Source organism: Streptomyces sp. NPDC008317, from assembly GCF_042955955.1.
Taxonomy (GTDB): Bacteria; Actinomycetota; Actinomycetes; order Streptomycetales; family Streptomycetaceae; genus Actinacidiphila.
Window position 1 is genome coordinate 424,288 of record NZ_JBIBFQ010000001.1, and the last position, 17,400, is coordinate 441,687.

General features: G+C 71.6%; 16 protein-coding genes. 6 read left to right on the plus strand and 10 right to left on the minus strand.

Annotated elements, in window-relative coordinates; translation table 11 throughout:
* Positions 1-262 precede the first annotated feature (262 nt).
* Complete coding sequence (locus ACFY9V_RS01685) at positions 263-1,063, plus strand: type II CAAX prenyl endopeptidase Rce1 family protein (protein WP_391158681.1); 801 nt, start codon at positions 263-265, stop codon at positions 1,061-1,063.
* Between the two features lie 110 nt (positions 1,064-1,173).
* On the opposite strand, the gene ACFY9V_RS01690 is transcribed toward ACFY9V_RS01685, so the two are convergent.
* From ACFY9V_RS01690 to ACFY9V_RS01700, 3 genes are read right to left on the minus strand one after another with little or no spacing between them, the layout of a single operon-like run.
* Positions 1,174-1,374 (minus strand): DUF397 domain-containing protein, encoded by a 201-nt coding sequence (locus ACFY9V_RS01690; RefSeq protein WP_391158683.1) that lies wholly within the window; start codon positions 1,372-1,374, stop codon positions 1,174-1,176.
* Positions 1,375-1,385: 11 nt separating this feature from the next.
* Positions 1,386-1,583 (minus strand): DUF397 domain-containing protein, encoded by a 198-nt coding sequence (locus tag ACFY9V_RS01695; RefSeq protein WP_391158687.1) that lies wholly within the window; start codon positions 1,581-1,583, stop codon positions 1,386-1,388.
* 3 nt (positions 1,584-1,586) lie between these two features.
* Entirely contained in the window at positions 1,587-2,468 is an 882-nt protein-coding gene (locus ACFY9V_RS01700) for a Scr1 family TA system antitoxin-like transcriptional regulator (RefSeq protein ID WP_391158689.1), read from the minus strand.
* 261 nt (positions 2,469-2,729) lie between these two features.
* On the opposite strand from ACFY9V_RS01700, the gene ACFY9V_RS01705 reads away from it, so the two are divergent.
* Both ACFY9V_RS01705 and ACFY9V_RS01710 read left to right on the plus strand, forming a co-directional pair.
* Positions 2,730-3,152 (plus strand): ATP-binding protein, encoded by a 423-nt coding sequence (locus ACFY9V_RS01705; RefSeq protein ID WP_391158692.1) that lies wholly within the window; start codon positions 2,730-2,732, stop codon positions 3,150-3,152.
* Positions 3,153-3,169: 17 nt separating this feature from the next.
* On the plus strand, positions 3,170-3,874 hold the full coding sequence (locus ACFY9V_RS01710) for a 2-phosphosulfolactate phosphatase (protein ID WP_355336738.1): 705 nt from the start codon (positions 3,170-3,172) through the stop codon (positions 3,872-3,874).
* Here ACFY9V_RS01710 and ACFY9V_RS01715 read toward each other — a convergent pair.
* From ACFY9V_RS01715 to pdhA, 4 genes are all read right to left on the minus strand, one after another.
* A complete protein-coding gene (locus tag ACFY9V_RS01715; protein ID WP_355336737.1) occupies positions 3,855-4,049 on the minus strand; it encodes a hypothetical protein in 195 nt (64 codons plus the stop codon). The two genes, ACFY9V_RS01710 and ACFY9V_RS01715, sit on opposite strands and share 20 nt — an antisense overlap.
* Positions 4,050-4,148: 99 nt before the next feature.
* On the minus strand, positions 4,149-5,609 hold the full coding sequence (locus ACFY9V_RS01720) for a 2-oxo acid dehydrogenase subunit E2 (RefSeq protein WP_391158694.1): 1,461 nt from the start codon (positions 5,607-5,609) through the stop codon (positions 4,149-4,151).
* Positions 5,610-5,619: 10 nt separating this feature from the next.
* Positions 5,620-6,594 carry an alpha-ketoacid dehydrogenase subunit beta gene (locus tag ACFY9V_RS01725; protein ID WP_355336735.1) on the minus strand — a complete coding sequence of 325 codons (975 nt, stop codon included), beginning with the start codon at positions 6,592-6,594 and terminating at the stop codon, positions 5,620-5,622.
* A 1-nt stretch (position 6,595) separates the two neighbouring features.
* Positions 6,596-7,804, minus strand: a complete 1,209-nt coding sequence (gene pdhA / locus ACFY9V_RS01730) for a pyruvate dehydrogenase (acetyl-transferring) E1 component subunit alpha (RefSeq protein ID WP_355336734.1) — start codon at positions 7,802-7,804, stop codon at positions 6,596-6,598.
* A 381-nt stretch (positions 7,805-8,185) separates the two neighbouring features.
* Between pdhA and ACFY9V_RS01735 the strand changes: the two genes are divergently transcribed.
* Both ACFY9V_RS01735 and ACFY9V_RS01740 read left to right on the plus strand, forming a co-directional pair.
* Positions 8,186-8,845 (plus strand): response regulator transcription factor, encoded by a 660-nt coding sequence (locus ACFY9V_RS01735; protein WP_355336779.1) that lies wholly within the window; start codon positions 8,186-8,188, stop codon positions 8,843-8,845.
* 65 nt (positions 8,846-8,910) lie between these two features.
* The gene (locus ACFY9V_RS01740; protein ID WP_391158697.1) at positions 8,911-9,945 is read left to right on the plus strand and encodes a phosphotransferase; all 1,035 of its coding nucleotides are present in this window, start codon (positions 8,911-8,913) and stop codon (positions 9,943-9,945) included.
* A gap of 209 nt (positions 9,946-10,154) precedes the next feature.
* On the opposite strand, the gene ACFY9V_RS01745 is transcribed toward ACFY9V_RS01740, so the two are convergent.
* Entirely contained in the window at positions 10,155-11,669 is a 1,515-nt protein-coding gene (locus ACFY9V_RS01745) for a protein kinase (protein WP_391158700.1), read from the minus strand.
* A 336-nt stretch (positions 11,670-12,005) separates the two neighbouring features.
* Between ACFY9V_RS01745 and ACFY9V_RS01750 the strand changes: the two genes are divergently transcribed.
* Complete coding sequence (locus ACFY9V_RS01750; protein ID WP_391158702.1) at positions 12,006-13,760, plus strand: protein kinase; 1,755 nt, start codon at positions 12,006-12,008, stop codon at positions 13,758-13,760.
* Positions 13,761-13,841: 81 nt separating this feature from the next.
* Here the strand turns inward: ACFY9V_RS01750 and ACFY9V_RS01755 are convergent, their stop codons facing one another.
* Complete coding sequence (locus tag ACFY9V_RS01755) at positions 13,842-14,414, minus strand: proteasome activator (RefSeq protein WP_391043469.1); 573 nt, start codon at positions 14,412-14,414, stop codon at positions 13,842-13,844.
* Between the two features lie 121 nt (positions 14,415-14,535).
* Positions 14,536-17,331, minus strand: a complete 2,796-nt coding sequence (locus tag ACFY9V_RS01760; RefSeq protein WP_391159540.1) for an FtsX-like permease family protein — start codon at positions 17,329-17,331, stop codon at positions 14,536-14,538.
* Positions 17,332-17,400 lie beyond the last annotated feature (69 nt).

Here is a 17,400-nt window from a genome sequence, read left to right on the forward strand (position 1 = left end):
CATCACCGGCACGGTGAAGTGTCAGCGGCGCGGTGAAGTGTCAGGAGCGCGGAGTAGCCGAATCCCCGATCGCTTGTCGGCTTTCGCGGCCCGCCGGGACGGCCACCGCGGACGGTCGGCCGGTCCTCGGGGTGGTGCCGCCGGTTCGGGGAAGGGGCACGAGGGGTGTTCATTCCGGTATGAGAGTCTGCTGGGGAACCGCGGCGATGTGTGACGGTGCCCGTCGGGCGGCGAACCTCGCCGTCACTGAAAGGGCTGCACGATGCGCGACACGGCGGAAGCGATACCGGAGGCCAGGGCGGGACGCAGGCTGTCGTGGCCCTGGTTCCTCGTCGTGGTGGTCGTGTACGTGGGCATCATCCAGGGCCTGGGCCTGCTGATCGGCGTGGACACCGGTGACTCCGACAGCCAGTTCCCCACGACCGCGTCCCTGGTGCGCAACGCGCTGATCCCGATCGGGGCGTCGATCGCGTTCGGCGCCGCGGTCGTCTCCTGGCTGGGCTGGTGGGGCGAGGTCCTGCGCTACCGCGCGCCGGTGCGGCGCTGGGTGCGCTGGGTACCGATCTCGATGATCGCCGCCGCGGTGATCGGGCTGAACTACCCGCACCTGGCGGACCAGAGCCTGTCTCTCGTGGCCTGCCTGCTGCTGCTCGGGCTGTTCGTCGGCGTCGGCGAGGAACTCATGTTCCGGGGCATCGGCGTCCATGTCTTCCGCCGGGCGGGATTCACCGAGGGCAAGGTCGCGCTCTGCTCCTCCGTCGTCTTCGGCCTCGTCCACATCAGCAACGCCATCAGCCAGGGACCACAAGCGCTCGGGCAGGCCGCCGTCGTCTCCACCTCGGGCTACTTCTTCTACCTGTGCCTGCGCGCCGGCGGCGTCCTCGTGCTGCCGATGCTCGTCCACGGCCTGTGGGACACCAGCCTGATCTCCAACCTCGTGGGCGACAAGCCCCAGGTGTCACTGGGCACCCTCCTGATCATCCTGCTCCAGGTCGCCCTGATCATCGTGCTGCTCGTCAGGCGCCGCGCGATCCAGCCCGCCTCCCCGGCCGTCCCAGCCTGACCAGCGGTACGGCCCCCGCCGGTCAGGCGGCGAGCTGCGCCGGTCGGGGCTCTCGGGCGGGCACGCCGAGGCGGTTCCGTGGTGCGGGCGCCGTAACCGGCGGCTGCCGGTCAGTTGACGAAGTCGCCTGCGGCGAGCGCCCGTTGGAAGTGCGTCCACTCGACGGGGGTGAAGGCGAGGGCCGGACTGTCGGGGTTCTTCGAGTCGCGGACACGTACGGTGCCGGGCACGTTGACGGCGACCTCAACGCATTCCTGACCCGCAGGGTCCGGGCCGCTGTAGCTGGACTTCTTGAACTCGAAGTGCCTCATCGCGCATCCCCTTACGTTGCGAATGTGCCTGTCGCCAGGGCCTGTTGGAAGTGGGTCCACTCCGAGGGAGTGAAGGCCAGGGCCGGACCGTCCGGGTCCTTGGAGTCGCGGACACGTATGGTGCCGGGCACGTTGGTCGCCACCTCGACGCATTCCTGCCCGGCGTTCCCGCCGCTGTAGCTCGACTTGGTGAAATGGAACTCGGGCACGCCCTACGTCTCCTTGAGAATCCCGTCGATGAGCGCAGCCGAATTGTGCTGCGCCAAGGAGAGGCGCACGAGCCGGTCGAAGATCGCGCCCTCACGGGCGGCATCGTGCTCGCTCTCCAGCCAGAGCGTAGACGAGGTGGTGTCCATGTGCACCACGTCCATCGAGCCGGGTTCCGCGAACGAGACGATGGTGAAAGCGCTGGTCATGCCGGGATGCGCACCGGCCAAATAGGGCAGCACCTGGATCTTCACGTTGGGCAGTCGAGCCACTTCTCGCAGGTGGTCCAACTGGGCGCGCATCACGTGTCGTCCACCGACGAGTTGGCGTAGCGCGCCTTCGTGCACGACTGCCCAGAGCTGGAGCGGCTGTTCACCGGTGAGCCGGACCTGGCGGGCCATCCGCGACTCCACGAACGGCTCGATCTCGTCGGGGTCGTCCCAATTTCCGTTGCCCACCGCGAGGGCGCGAGCGTAGTCCGGGGTCTGGAGCAGGCCGGGTACGATCGCCTGTTGCCAGGTTCGGATGTGGGTGGCGATGTCCTCCAGAGCGACGTACTCCACCATGTCGGACAGCGCGGGGTGCTGGTTCCACCAGCCCTTTGCCTTCCGGCGGTCGCGGTCGGTCTTCGCCAGACCGAGCAACCGGTCGAGCACGACGGAGTCCGTGACGCCGTAGAGCTTGCACAGGGCGATGACGTCGGGGTCGCGGAACGGGACCCAGCCCCGTTCCATCTTCGTCACCTTGGCCACCGACGCGCTGAGCACTTCCGCCGCGCGCGGCTGGGTCAGTCCGGCGTCCTCGCGCAGGCGGAGCAGTTCGCCGCCCAACTTGCGGGCGAGCACGGTCGATACGCGATTGCCCACATCTGCCCGGCTGGTTGCCACGGGTCGCCACCTCCCTGGAAGCGGACTCAGTCTGCAACCGATCTTCCGCAGCGGCAAGCCAGTTACGGAGACATGTTTCCCCAAGAAGGTTGCACCCAAGAAAGGGAACCCTCTACCGTCGGTGACGACCCGCTCGCACAGCGGCGCCGCACGGCGGAAGTGCACCGCTGCGTCATGCCCGGGTGGGGCGGAGGGCGTGGGGGCGACGCCACCGCCAGGGACCGTGCGCGGGCTGACGCGCGAGGCTGGGAGGTCGCCGGGATGGGCGACGCGGAGACGACGTATGACACATGCCTGTACGCACCGACGGCGCGGAGTGTGAGCAGGGCGCGGGTGCGGACCGCCGAGCTGGTGGAGAAGTGGGGGCACCCCGAAGTGGCCGGGGACGCCGGGCTGTTGGTGAGCGAGCTGGCGACCAACGCGGTCCGGTACGGGCGGGTGGCCGGGCGGCTGTTCCGGGTCGAGGTGCGGCTGGCCGACGACGTGCTGCGGGTGGGCGTCACCGACGCGCGCGGGGAGCGGCGGCCCCAGGTGCCCGAGGCCGTGAGCGACGACGACGAGTCCGGCCGGGGCTTACTGATCGTCGCGGCCGTCGCCGCCCGCTGGGCCGTCGTCCCCCTGGACGTGGGCAAAACGGTCTGGGCCGAGTTGGATCTGACGCCACTGGGGCGAGGGCAAGGGTGAGGGGGAGCATGGGCGGTATGGAGACTTCATTTCTCGGGATCGCTGAACTCGGCGAGCGGGGCCGGGCACCGGCCGTGGCGGTGGTCGTGGACGTCATGCGGGCGTTCACCGTGGCGGCTTGGGCGCTCGGGCGCGGGGCGGAGAAGGTGGTGCTGGCCGGGTCGTTGGACGAGGCGCTGGCGCTCAAGGCCCGGCATCCGGACTGGGTGACGGTCAAGGACGGTGCGCCCGCGCCGGGGTTCGACACCGTCAACTCACCGGGCCTGATGCGGTCGCTCGCCCTGGAGGGACGGACCGTCGTACAGAAGACCACGGCGGGGACGGTCGGCGCGCTCGCGGTGAAGGACGCGCCGCTGGTGCTGTGCGCCGCGTTCGTGGTGGCGGAGGCGACGGCCGACCACCTGCGGGCGCACGCGGGCGACGGCGTCACCTTCGTGGTCACCGGCGAGGACGGGCAGGCCGACGAGGACCTGGCGTGCGCTCAGTACATCGCCGGGCGGGCCGCCGGGGCCGGAACGGACGCCGCCGAGTTCCTGCGCCGCGCCGCCACGTCGCGCGCCGCCGCCGAGCTGGCGGAGGGGGTGCGCGAAGGAGTGCACCCCGACGACATCGCGCTCTGCCTCGAACTCGACCGGTTCCCCTTCGCCATGGTGGCGGCCGTGGAGGGGCCGCTCATGGTCCTGCGGGCGTCAGCGGCGCTCGTCAGGGACGGATCGTGCTGACCAGGGAGGCGGTGGAGTTCATCGTGGACTGGATGGTGGGGGCGAGGCTGGTGGAGGAGAGGCAGAAGCCGAGGAGGACGCAGATGACGGCGTGGCTGGGCTTGAGGGACTTGTTGCGCATCATCATGGCGGCGAGGACGAGGAGCAGCAGGACGACGGAGACGGAGACGGCCATGGGGTGATGGCAGCATAAAAGGGGACGAATGGGTGGGACGCACGCACGACGGAGGGCCCGGACGTTTGTACGTCCGGGCCCTCCGTGCGGGTGACGGCGTCAGCCCCAGGTGAGCAGCCGCTTGGGCTGTTCGAGGATGGCGGCCACGTCGGCCAGCACGCGGGAGCCGAGTTCGCCGTCGACCAGGCGGTGGTCGAAGGAGAGGGCGAGCGTGGTGACCTGACGCGGCTTCACCTTGCCCTTGTGGACCCAGGGCTGGAGCTTGATCGCGCCGAAGGCGAGAATCGCCGACTCGCCCGGGTTGAGGATGGGCGTTCCGGTGTCCACGCCGAAGACACCGACGTTGGTGATGGTCACCGTGCCGCCCTGCATCGCGGCCGGCGAGGTCTTGCCGTCACGGGCGGTGGCGACCAGTTCGCCGAGGGCGGCGGCCAGTTCGGGGAGCGTCTTGTCGTGCGCGTCCTTGATGTTGGGGACGATCAGACCGCGCGGGGTGGCGGCGGCGATCCCCAGGTTGACGTACGACTTGTGGACGATCTCCTGCGCGGCCTCGTCCCACGCGGCGTTCGCCTCGGGGTGCCGCTTGAGGGCGACCAGCAGGGCCTTCGCGACCAGCAGCAGCGGGCCGACCCGTACGCCCGTGAAGGCGCGGTCCTCCTTCAGCTCCTGGACCAGCTTCATCGTCCGCGTGATGTCGAACGTCACGAATTCCGTGACGTGCGGCGCGGTGAAGGCGCTGGTGACCATCGCCTGGGCGGTGGCCTTGCGGACGCCCTTGATCGGGATACGCGTCTCCCGGGCGCCGGCGGTCGCCGCGAGCGGCTCGGGCGCGGCCGTCACCGGCGGCAGCGCGGCAGGCGGGGCCGCCGCCGCGCGGATGTCCTCGCGGGTCACCACGCCGTTCGGCCCGGTCGGCACCACGGTCGCCAGGTCGATGCCCAGCTCCTTGGCCAGCTTCCGTACCGGCGGCTTGGCCAGCGGCCGGTCCACCGCCGCCGCACGGTCGTGACCGTTCAGCTCGGCGGCCTGAGCCGGTACGGAGGGGGCCGGTACGGCAGCGGTCGGTACGTCAGCGGTCGGTACGGCAGGGGCTGGTACGTCGGGGGCCGCCTGCTTGCGCGGACGGCGCGTCGTGGCCGACGGCGCGACGCCGTATCCGACGAGCACCGCCTGCCGCTTGGGCTCGGCGGGCGGGGCCTCGGGGGCGGGAGTCTCCACGGCGGGCGGCTCCGAAGCCGCGACCCCGGCGGACCCTGCGGAACCGCCCGAATCGGCGGAACCGGCGGCCCCGTCCCCCCCGGCGTCCACCACGATGATCGGCGTACCGACATCCACCGTCGTGCCCTCGCCGAAGCGGATCTCGCTCACCACCCCGTCGTACGGAATGGGCAGCTCGACGGCGGCCTTCGCCGTCTCCACCTCGCAGATGACCTGCCCGTCGGTGACGGTGTCACCGACGGCCACGTACCACTTGAGGATCTCCGCCTCGGTCAGGCCCTCGCCGACATCCGGCATCCGGAATTCGCGGAAGCGCTGTGCAGGTGCGGTCATGGTCGTCACAACCCTCTCCTCAGAACGCCAGCGCGCGGTCGACGGCGTCGAGTACGCGGTCCAGGCCGGGCAGGTACTCCTCCTCCAGGCGGGCCGGCGGGTACGGGGCGTGGAAACCGCCCACCCGCAGGACCGGGGCCTCGAGGTGGTAGAAGCAGCGCTCGGTGATCCGGGCCGCGATCTCCGCGCCCGTGCCGTAGAAGACCGGGGCCTCGTGCACGACGACCAGGCGGCGGGTCTTCTCCACGGACGTCTGGAGAGTGTCGAAGTCGAGGGGCGAGAGCGAGCGCAGGTCCACGACCTCCAGGCTACGGCCCTCGTTCGAGGCGGCCGCGGCAGCCTCCAGGCAGACCTTCACCATCGGACCGTACGCGGCGAGCGTGAGGTCGGTGCCCTCCTGGGCCACGACCGCCTTGTGCGGGGAGCCGGGCACGGCCGAGGTGTCGACCTCGCCCTTGTCCCAGTAGCGCCGCTTCGGCTCGAAGAAGATCACCGGGTCGTCGCACTCGATGGCCTGCTGGAGCATCCAGTACGCGTCGGAGGCGTTCGAAGGCGTGATCACCTTCAGGCCGGGGACGTGCGCGAACAGCACCTCGGGCGACTCGCTGTGGTGCTCGACCGCGCCGATGCCGCCCGCGTACGGGATACGGATGACGACCGGCAGCTTGATCTTGCCGAGCGCGCGGGCGTGCATCTTCGCGAGCTGCGTGACGATCTGGTCGTAGGCCGGGAAGACGAAGCCGTCGAACTGGATCTCGACCACCGGGCGGTAGCCGCGCAGCGCGAGGCCGATCGCGGTGCCGACGATGCCGGACTCGGCGAGCGGGGTGTCGATGACGCGCCCCTCCCCGAAGTCCTTCTGGAGACCGTCGGTGATCCGGAAGACGCCGCCGAGCTTGCCGACGTCCTCACCCATGACGAGGACCTTCGGGTCGTTGTCGAGCGCCGTGCGCAGCGACTCGTTCAGGGCCTTGGCGATGGACATCTGGGTCATGTCAGCGTCCCTCTCCGGAAGCGGCGCCCTCGGACTCGAACGAGGCCAGGTACGCGGCGAACTGCGCGCGCTCCTCGTCGACGAGCGCGTGCCCGTCGGCGTAGACGTTCTCGAAGATCGCCATGGTGTCCGGGTTCTCCATCGTGCGTACGCCGTCGCGCACCCGCTTGGCCAGTACGTCGCTCTCCTGCTCGATCGACGCGTAGTACGCCTCGTCGGCCAGGCCCTGCTTGTCCAGATACGTCTTCAGCCGCAGGATCGGGTCCTTCGACTCCCACTGCTCGCGCTCCTCGTCGGCGCGGTAGCGGGTCGGGTCGTCGGTCGTGGTGTGGGCGCCCATCCGGTACGTGAACGCCTCGACCAGCATCGGGCCCTGGCCGCTGCGCGCGTGCTCCAGGGCCGCACGGGTGACGGCGAGCACCGCGAGGACGTCGTTGCCGTCGACGCGGACGCCCGGGAAGCCGTATCCGGCGGCGCGCTGGTAGATCGGCACGCGGGACTGCTTCTCGGTCGGCTCGGAGATCGCCCACTGGTTGTTCTGGCAGAAGAAGACGACCGGCGCGTTGTAGACGGCGGCGAAGGTGAACGCCTCCGCCACGTCGCCCTGGCTGGAGGCGCCGTCGCCGAAGTACGCGATGACGGCCGAATCCGCGCCGTCCTTGGCCACGCCCATGGCGTAGCCGGTGGCGTGCAGCGTCTGCGAGCCGATGACGATCGTGTAGAGGTGGAAGTTGTTCTCGTTGGGGTCCCAGCCGCCGTGGTTCACACCACGGAACATGCCGAGCAGGTTGAGCGGGTCCACGTCACGGGTCCAGGCCACACCGTGCTCGCGGTAGGTCGGGAAGACGTAGTCGTCCGGGCGGGTGGCCCGCCCCGAACCGATCTGCGCGGCCTCCTGGCCGAGCAGCGAGGCCCACAGGCCCAGCTCGCCCTGGCGTTGCAGGGTGATCGCCTCGGCGTCGAAACGGCGGGTCAGCACCATGTCGCGGTACAGGCCACGCAACTCTTCCGGCGTCAGGTCGATGGAGTATTCGCCGTGCTCGACGCGCTCGCCCTCGGGCGTCAGCAACTGTACGAGTTCGGGCTCGGTGCCACGGCGCTTGGCGCCTGCTGCGCGGGTGGTCCGTCCCCTGCCCTTGGCGGGAGTGGCGGTGCTTCGCCCCCCGCTCCTGGCGGGGGTGGCCCCAGCGGCAGTGCTCTTCACGCTCACGTTCGCTCCTCCGTCTGTCCGGCCCCCGGGATCCGCCGGGCAGCCAGTGTGCGGCTCACCTGGTACGACGCGGCGCACGGGGTGTGTGCGGCATGGCCGAGCCAGGCGTGACAGTGCCCCGGCCAAGTGGCCTGCAACAGAGACGTTACCTATAACCCACGCCATCGCGCGAAGCCGTCCGACCTGCGGTTTTGCTTGGAGTTCCTAGTAAATACGCGTTACCGCAGGCCACCGGGACAACCGCACCGTATCCCGGATACGGAAAGTGCGTAAGAGGCGGCGCTGTCGTCCGTAAGAGGCGCGGGCTGTTGTCCGTAAGAGGCGGGGAGCTCCCGGCGGTGCGACGCTGGGCAGGTGCCTGTAGAAGGAAATAGCCCCACAATCCGCGTGTTCCTGCTCGACGACCACGAGGTGGTCAGGCGCGGGGTGCACGAACTCCTCTCGGCCGAGCCGGGAATCGAGATCGTCGGCGAGGCCGGGAACGCCGCGGAGGCGGTGGCGCGCATTCCGGCCACCCGCCCGGACGTCGCGGTGCTCGACGTACGGCTGCCCGACGGCAGCGGCGTCGAGGTGTGCCGCGAGGTCCGCTCGCACGACCCGTCGATCAAGTGCCTGATGCTGACGTCCTTCGCGGACGACGAGGCGCTCTTCGACGCGATCATGGCGGGCGCCGCCGGATACGTGCTCAAGGTGATCCGCGGCAACGACCTGATCGACGCCATCCGCGACGTGGCCGCGGGAAAGTCGCTGCTGGACCCGGTCGCGACCGCCAAGGTCCTGGACCGGCTCCGGCACGGCGGCGCGCGCTCCGAGGGCGACGACCGTACGGCCGACCTGACCGCCCAGGAGCGCCGCATCCTCGACCTGATCGGCGAGGGCCTCACCAACCGCCAGATCGGCGAGCGCCTGCACCTGGCGGAGAAGACGGTGAAGAACTACGTGTCCTCGATGCTCGCCAAGCTCGGCATGGAGCGGCGCACCCAGGCCGCCGCATACGTGGCCCGCATGCAGGCCGAGGGTGACCGGAGGCATATGCCTTAGCACGTCCCAGGGGGTCGGCGCCAGTCCGCGCGGGCGGGGTGTCGCGGTGATCTACGCTTCTGCACGTGACGGGCACGGCGAAGGTGCCGCCGGCGCGGGCTTCGCTGACCGCTCTGCTGCGCCGCTACGAGGACGCGGGTACCCCGCTGACCTGCGTACCCGTTCCCCGGGGGCTGCTCAACAAAGGCTACGAGGTGACCACCACCCGCGGCCGGTTCTTCCTCAAGCAGTACGTCGCCCGGGACACCGCGGACCCCGGCGTGATCGCCCGGCAGCACCGCGCGACGCGGGGTCTGGTCGGCCTCGGACTGCCCGTCGCCGCGCCCCTGCCGGACTCCCGCGGGCGTACGGTCGCGCGGCTCGGCGGCCACGGATACGCGCTCTTCCCCTGGATCGAGGGCAGGCACCGAGAGGGCACCGAGCTGACCGCCACGCAGTCGCGGCGGCTCGGCACGCTGCTCGGCATGGTGCACGCCGGGCTCGCCCGCGTGCAGCCGCCCCCGCCGGAGGACCAACGCCACCACCCGAGCGCCGACCCGGACCGTACGTACGCGCAGATCGACGAACTGCTCGCGCTGGTACGCCGGCACCGGCCACGCGACGCCTTCGACGAACTCGCCGAGCACCGGCTGCTGGAGCGCCGCGCCCTGCTGCGCCGCCACGCCCACCGCCGGCCGCCGGACGCCGACGGGACGGTCAGCGGCTGGGTGCACGGCGACTTCCACCCGCTCAACCTGCTCTACTGCGGTGAGGAGCCCGCCGCCATCGTCGACTGGGACCGGCTCGGTGTGCAGCCGCGTGCCGAGGAGGCGGTACGCGCCGCCGCCATCTTCTTCGTCCACCCGCTGGACGGGCGTCTCGACCTGCGGAAGATCCGCTCCTACGCCCGTGCCTACCGCTCCGCGGCGGGGGTTCCCGTCGCCGAGCTGGCCGCCGCCGTCCACCGCGTCTGGTGGGAACGCCTCAACGACTTCTGGATGCTCCAGTGGCGTTATCAGCGGCGTGACCCCCGCAGCGATCCGCTTTTCCCGCCCGCCTCCGCCCTGGCCGTCTGGTGGACGGCCGAATACAGCGCCGTCATCGACGCCTTCACGTCCTAACGGCCCCCCGACAAGGGCGCCCTTACGCAGAGCGGTGCCCCGAGTTTTTAGGGGCGCGGGGAACTGCGCCACCAGCCCCCACCGGGCTGTCAGCCCGAAAACAACAGCATCTGCCCCACTGGGGCCGGTTTTTCACGGCGCACCACCGCGCGGGCTGAGCGCGCAGTTCCCCGCGCCCCTACGGGGCTCCGACCCGCCGTGCGGGTGGGCTACTCCGCCGGGGTGGCCGCGTCCGACGTCGGCGGGGTCGTCGGCGGGGTGGTGGGGGGCGTGGTCGGGGGGGTGGTGGGGGGCGTGGTCGGCGGAGTCGTCGGCGGGGTCGTGGGGGGCTTGGTGGTCGGAGTCGTCGGCGGGGTCGTGGACGGAGTCGTCGGCGGGGTCGTCGCCGGAGTCGTGGTCGGGTCGGTCTGGTCGGACCCGGTTTCCGTCGGCTCCGTGGACGGCGGGTCGGACGGGGTGCCCGTGTCCTGGGTCACCGACGGCGACGGGGAGTTGGCGGGCGCGCCGCCGTCCCCGCCGGTACCGCGCGTGGCGAAGTAGACGCCCAGCGCGATGGCCAGCACCGCGGCGATGGCGAAGAGCACCGGCTTGAGCCAGCGGTTGCCGCCGCCGCCCGGCGGCCGCTCGCCGTAGCCCTGACCGCCGTCGTCGTCACCGGTGCCGGAGATGCCGGCGAGCAGCGGGGCGCCGAATTCGGCGGTGGTGCTGTTGCCGGGCCGCCCCTGTGCCACGACGGTCGGCGACATGCCGCCGGTCCGGGGGCCCGCGAGGGGGGTGATGACGCCGGTGTTCCACATGCCGCCGGTCCAGCCGCCCTGCTGGACGAGCGCCTGGTGCGCGTACTGGACGACGCCGCGCATCTCCTCGGCGCTCTGGAAGCGGTCGTCCGGCTGCTTGGCGAGCGCGCGCAGCACGAGCCCGTCCAGCTCGGGCGGCACCCGGTCGCTGATCTGCGACGGGACCTGCGGCTCGTCCTGGACGTGCTGGTAGACCACCGAAAGCGGCGTCTCGCCGGTGAAGGGCGGACGCAGCGCCAGCAGCTCGTAGAGGAGACAGCCGGTCGCGTACAGGTCGCTGCGGTGGTCGACGGCCTTGCCGAGCGCCTGCTCGGGCGAGAGGTACTGCGGGGTGCCCATGACCATGCCGGTCTGCGTCATCGTGCTCTGGGCGCCGTGCAGCGCCCGCGCGATGCCGAAGTCCATGACCTTGACCGCGCCGTTGGTGGTGATGATCACGTTGGCGGGCTTGATGTCGCGGTGCACGATGCCGTGCTGGTGGCTGTAGGCCAGCGCTTCGAGGACGCCGGAGACGATCAGCAGCGCCTGGTCGACGGGCGGCGGCTCGGCGCTGGAGAGCAGGTCCCTGATGGTGTGGCCCTCGACCAGCTCCATCACGATGTAGGGGACGGTGCCGGTGGGCGTACGGTCCTCGCCGGAGTCGTAGACCGCGACCACCGCGTGGTGGTTCAGACCCGCGACGGCCTGGGCCTCGCGGGTGAAGCGGGCCTTGGAGACCGGGTCCTCGGCGAGGTCGGTTCGCAGCAGCTTCACCGCCACGATCCGGCCCAGGCGTACGTCCTCCGCCGCGAAGACCTCGGCCATGCCGCCGCGGCCGAGCCGCCCGGTCAGCCGGTAGCGGCCCTCGCCGACGACGGTGCCCACGCCCCACTGGCCGGATGTCTCCGACGCTCCGGGGCCCGGGGCCGTCTCTTTGGGGTCGACCATCAGTCCTCGCCGTCGTTCGTACGCGGTCATCGTCCGGGCGGGCGCGCGCGGACGCCCGTATCGTACGGATGCCCCGGAGCGGCCACCGTACCGCTTTCGCGTGCCCCGCCGGGCACACGTCCGCGTCACAGCACCTCAATACGGCGGTCCCGCGGGGATACACAGCATGTGCGTGCCCGATGTGCGTCAGGTGACGAGATGGTCAACGAACTTGACGTGTCCGTGCGATGGGCCAGACTTGGCGGGCAAGCTCGGGGACGAATATCGCCACAGGCAACCGCACAGGTACCGGCGCGACCCTCTCCCCGGTGGACTTTCCAGGGGGTAGCGGTACAGATGAGCGGGGACGCCACGCAGGGCGAGTACACGGGGCGCTCGGTCGGCGGCGGGCGGTACGTGCTGCGCGACCTGCTGGGCGAGGGCGGCATGGCGTCTGTGCACCTGGCGCACGACACCGTGCTCGACCGGCCGGTGGCCGTCAAGACCCTCCACACCAACCTGGGCAACGAGCAGTCCTTCCGCGAGCGCTTCCGCCGCGAGGCGCAGTCCGTCGCGAAGCTGAACCACACCAACATCGTCTCCGTCTTCGACTCCGGCGAGGACACCATCGACGGCCAGCTCGTGCCGTACATCGTCATGGAGTACGTCGAGGGCAGCCCGCTCGGCGACGTGCTGGCCGCCGATGTGGCGCAGCACGGCGCGATGCCCGCCGACAAGGCGCTGAAGATCACCGGGGACGTGCTGGCGGCGCTCGCGGTCAGCCACGAGATGGGCCTGGTCCACCGGGACATCAAGCCCGGCAATGTGATGATCACCAAGCGCGGTGTGGTCAAGGTCATGGACTTCGGCATCGCGCGCGCCATGCAGTCCGGTGTCACCTCGATGACGCAGACCGGCATGGTGGTCGGCACCCCGCAGTACCTGTCGCCGGAGCAGGCGCTGGGGCGCGGTGTGGACGAGCGCTCCGACCTGTACTCGGTCGGCTGCATGCTCTTCGAGCTGCTGACCGCGCGGCTGCCCTTCGACGCGGACTCGCCGCTGGCGATGGCGTACCAGCACGTACAGGAGATCCCGCCCGCGCCGTCGACGTTCAACCGCGCGCTGGGCCCGGCCGTGGACGCGCTGGTGGCGCGCGCGCTGCGCAAGAACCCCGCGGAGCGCTTCCCGACCGCGGACGCGATGCACGACGAGGCGGACCGGGTCCTGGCGGCCACGCGGCGCGACACGATGCCGCTGATGTCCGGCTCCGCGCCGCCCACCGGCAACCGCGGCCAGGACGTGGCGGCGTCGGTCTTCCCGTACGCGCAGGGCCCGCTCCAGACCCCGCCGCCGCAGATGCGGACGCCGTACGCGCCGGGCAATCCGCAGCAGGGCGGTTACGGGCAGCCCGCGCCGGCCCCGTCGCTGCCCTCGGCGTACGGCTACCCGCAGCAGTCCCCGACGCCGCCGCCGACCCCGGCGTACACCATGGCGCCCCAGATGCAGCACCAGCAGCACCAGCAACAGATGCCGCAGCAGCGCGCGGGCGGTCACCCGGGCGGCGGCATAGGCGGCCCCGGCGGTCACGGCGGGGTCGGCGGCGGCACCGGTGGCGGCGGGAAGTCCAACACACCGCTGATCGCGGGCGCGGCCGTCGTGGTCGTGGCCATCGCGGTGATCGTCGCGATCGTCCTGGCCAACAGCGGCGGCGGCAAGGGCAGCCCCAGCGCGGACGACCAGTCGGGCGGCCCGACGACCTCGTCCTCGACCCAGGCGTCCAACGACCCGACCACGGGCACCGGCGCGGGCGACGTCGTGAACGGCGACCAGAGCCGCACGATCGACCCCGACAAGTGCACCAAGGCGCACAACGACCTGATCTCGAACGACCCGGACGTCATGACGATGCCGGACTTCACGTCGATCTACGTGGACTCGGTCGTCGCCTGCATCAAGGCGGCGGGCTGGCAGTACACGATCAAGCAGACCGACGAGCAGCAGTGGGGCAAGGGCGCGGTGACCAGCCAGACCCCGAAGTATCTGGAGGACTACAACCCGAAGAAGGGCGGCAAGGTCACCATCTGGGTGTCCACCGGCAAGAGCTCGAACTGACCGGGCCCCCGCCGGTGCGACACCTCACCGGCTCGGATGCGGATTAAAGGCCGGACGAGAGATCCGGACGAGAGATCCGGACTAGAGATACGGGCCCGAGCGGGCGCCCTGGTTGCCGCCGTCGTCCTCCTCGTGGCCGCCGGCGCCGGGCGGCAGGGCGCGCCGCATCTGTTCGAGCTGGGCGCGGGCCGCCATCTGCTGGGCGAACAGCGCGGTCTGGATGCCGTGGAAGAGCCCTTCGAGCCAGCCGACGAGCTGGGCCTGGGCGATCCGCAGCTCCGCCTCGCTGGGCACGCTGTCGTTGGTGAAGGGCAGCGAGAGCCGGTCCAGCTCCTCCACCAGCTCGGGCGCGAGCCCGGCCTCCAGCTCCTTCACCGAGCTGGCGTGGATCTCCTTCAGGCGTACGCGGCTGGCCTCGTCGAGCGGCGCCTGGCGCACTTCCTCCAGCAACTGCTTGATCATGCTGCCGATGCGCATGACCTTCGCGGGCTGCTCGACCATCTCCGTCACCGGGATCTCGCCGTGCTCGCCGCCGTCACCGGTCGGCGCGCCTCCCAGGGCCATTCCGTCGGAACCGACGATCAGGACCTGCTGATTCGGTGAGTGCTGCGGATTCTGCGGATTCTGCGAGCTTTCCGGCGAGCGTTCGTTCATCGCGTTCATCGGCATCTCCATACCGCCATTGTCCCTTAGGACGCGCGGCAGCGTCGGCCAGGTCCCGTCTCCCGTACGGGGCCCGGCCGACGCCGCCGCCTTCCTCCGCGCGCGCCCCGGTTTACGGCTCCGCGCGGCGGGCGAGCTGGGTGCGCGAGCGGGTGACCAGGGCCGCGAGCAGAGCGGCGCCGAGCGGCACGGCGACGATCAGCAGGGCCAGCGTGCTCCACGGGACGACGATCGGCACGTGCGGCAGCCTGCTCGTGCCGCCCCAGCCCCCGTCCAGCGCCTGGTGGTAGTACTTCCACTGCTCGCGCCGCTCGGTGTGCCGCAGCCCCACCGCGGGCAGCACGCCCGCCGCCGAGCCGAGCACCACGCCCATCGTGGCGATCACCCCGCACTGGAGGCCGGAGAGCGTGCGCCGCACCCGCGGCGGCGCGCCGATCGCGGCGAGCGTCTTCAGATCGGGCTCGGCGTCGGCCTGCGCGAGGCCGGTGGCGATGCCCGCGGCGCCGATGGTGACCAGGCCCGCGAAGAGCGTCAGGGCGAGCAGCACCAGGCTGTTGTCCCTGGTGTAGCCGCGCTCCAGATAGACCTCCGTGTCGGTGCCGATCTTGGCGAGGTCGCTGTCCAGCGCCTGCCGCTCGGGGCCGTTGGGCATCCGGGCGTTGGTGTAGAAGGAGCCCAGCGGCATCGTGTCGATCCCGACGCCGTCGGCGGCCTGTTGCGGCATCACGGCCAGCAGCCCGTACGTCCGGTCACGGCCCTCGCCCGCCAGGTGCACCGGCACCGACTTGACCGGGCCGACCGGCTCCTGTCCGTCGGGCACCGCCTTGCTCGTGTCCAGGGTGATCTTCAGCTTGAGCGTGCCGCGGTCGAGGTACCCCTTGTCGAACAGCACGGTCTCGCCGCGCGCCAGCGCCTGTTCCGCGTCCCCGTCCCGGATGCCGAGGGCGTGCAGGACGGCCGGGCCGCCGATCAGGACGGCGCTGCTGGTGGGCATGGCGGTCAGGCCCTCCACGTACGCGCAGCGCCAGTCGTGGGCCAGGGCACGGCGCTCGGCCAGGGTGAGCGCGGTCGCGCCCTCCGGCCGGTCGGTCGGGCACACGTTGGCGGCCGGCTTCACCGGCTGGACGTCGCCGCAGCCGTCGCCGCCACCGCCGCCCGCCTGGCAGTTCTTGCCACCGACGACCATCGCGGACACGTCGGCGCGGCCGGAGACCGGGTAGCGCTTCTCGACCGCCGCGCGCACCGCGGTCAGGTCCCGCCCGCGGTCGCTGTAGGCCGCCACCGCCACGACGCCGCGCGGCAGTTGGGCCTCGTACGCGTCCCTGTCCTGCCGGTCGGCGCTCGCGGAGTACGTGGCGACCGCGACCGTACCGGCGACGGCGGCCAGCACGGCCGCGACCGCGGGCGCCGTACGGCCCCGGTTGCGCACCGCGTCGCGCAGCGCGAGCCGCGGGGACAGCGGCAGCCACTTGCCGGTCCTGCCGAACATGCCGACCAGAGTGGGGGTGAGCGCGACGATGCCCAGCTCCGCGATGCCGGAGCCGCCGCCGACCGCGAGGGTGCTGTCGGTGCGCAGCGAGCCGAAGACCGCGATGCCGACGCCGAGGCAGATCGCGCCGATGCCGAGGACCGGCAGCACGCGGTTGGCGTGCCGCACACCGCGCCGCCCGGTCAGCGACGCCAGCACGCTCTGCCGGGACGCGGTGACCGCGGGCACGACGGCGGCCAGCAGACCGGTGAGTACGGCCAGGCCCGCGATGCCGAGCAGTTCGAGCGGGCGCAGCGTCAGACCGCCGAAGCGGCGGCCGACGAAGTCCTCCAGCGGGGAGCGGAGCAGGACGGTGAGCAGCAGGCCCAGCAGGGTGCCGACGACGGCCGCGGCGACGCCGATCACCAGGCCGCCGGAGAGCACGATCGCCCGGATGTGGCGGCGGTCGCCGCCGTTGGCGCCGACCAGGCCGAGCTGGCGGCGCGAGCGCCGCGCGCCGACGGCGAAGGCGGGACCGGCCAGCAGGCAGATCTCCAGCATCGACAGGCCGACGATGGTCGCCGCCACGGCGACGGCCGTGGCCTTCCCCGTGTCGCCGGTGCGGTAGGGGGCGCTGCCGTTGCGCGACTTCGTGTAGAGCGGCACTTCGGAGTCGGCGGGCGGGTGCAGCACCACCGCGCGGGACTTGACGTAGATGCCCCGGGTGTTGGCTTGCTGCACCATCTGCCAGGAGTAGTCGCCGCTCGGCAACCCCACCAGGTAGGTGGTGTAGGCCGAGTCGTCCTCGCCGTTCAGCGCCTTGCGCGCGGCGGTGTAGGGCGCGATGAAAGCGCCCGGCCGCGCGATGACCTGCTCGGTGCCGAGCGTGTCCGGCAGGTCGTACGCGCCGACGATCTTGTACGTACGGTCCACGTCGCGGACGACGAGCTTCGAACCGACCTTCAGGCCGGCGGACTTGAGGAACGCGGTGGTGGCGATGACCTCGTGGTCGGCCGCCGGGTAGCGCCCGCGGTCCAGGTGGGTGATGCCGCGCGCCAGCGGGTCGCCCGCCTCCAACTCCCGCACGGGGGCGGCGAGCAGACCGTACTTCGTCTTGAAGCGGGCGTAGGTCTGGGAGTCGGAGATCCAGCGCGCGCCCCGGGGCAGCGCGGTCAGCGGGTCGGTCGGCTTCGGGGTCTCCTGCTGTTCCGCCAGGTCCGCCGCCGACGGCGTGGCGTCCGGGTCCGCGGTGGCGTCCTTCACCGAGGTCCAGATGTCCGCGGGCGGGTCCTGGTAGATCGGCCGCCCGTTGGCGTCGGCGTCCGCAAGGCGCGCGTCGGCGGCGCCGATGTCTCGGCTCAGCTTCTGCTCCGGGCTCAACTGGGAGCTGCGGATGGTGATGTCGGCGGCGCTCACGCCGATGATCGGCAGCGCGATCATCGCCAGCACCATCGCGCTGCGGCCCTTGGAGCGCCAGGCGTCACGGCGGGCGATGCGGATGGCGGCGCG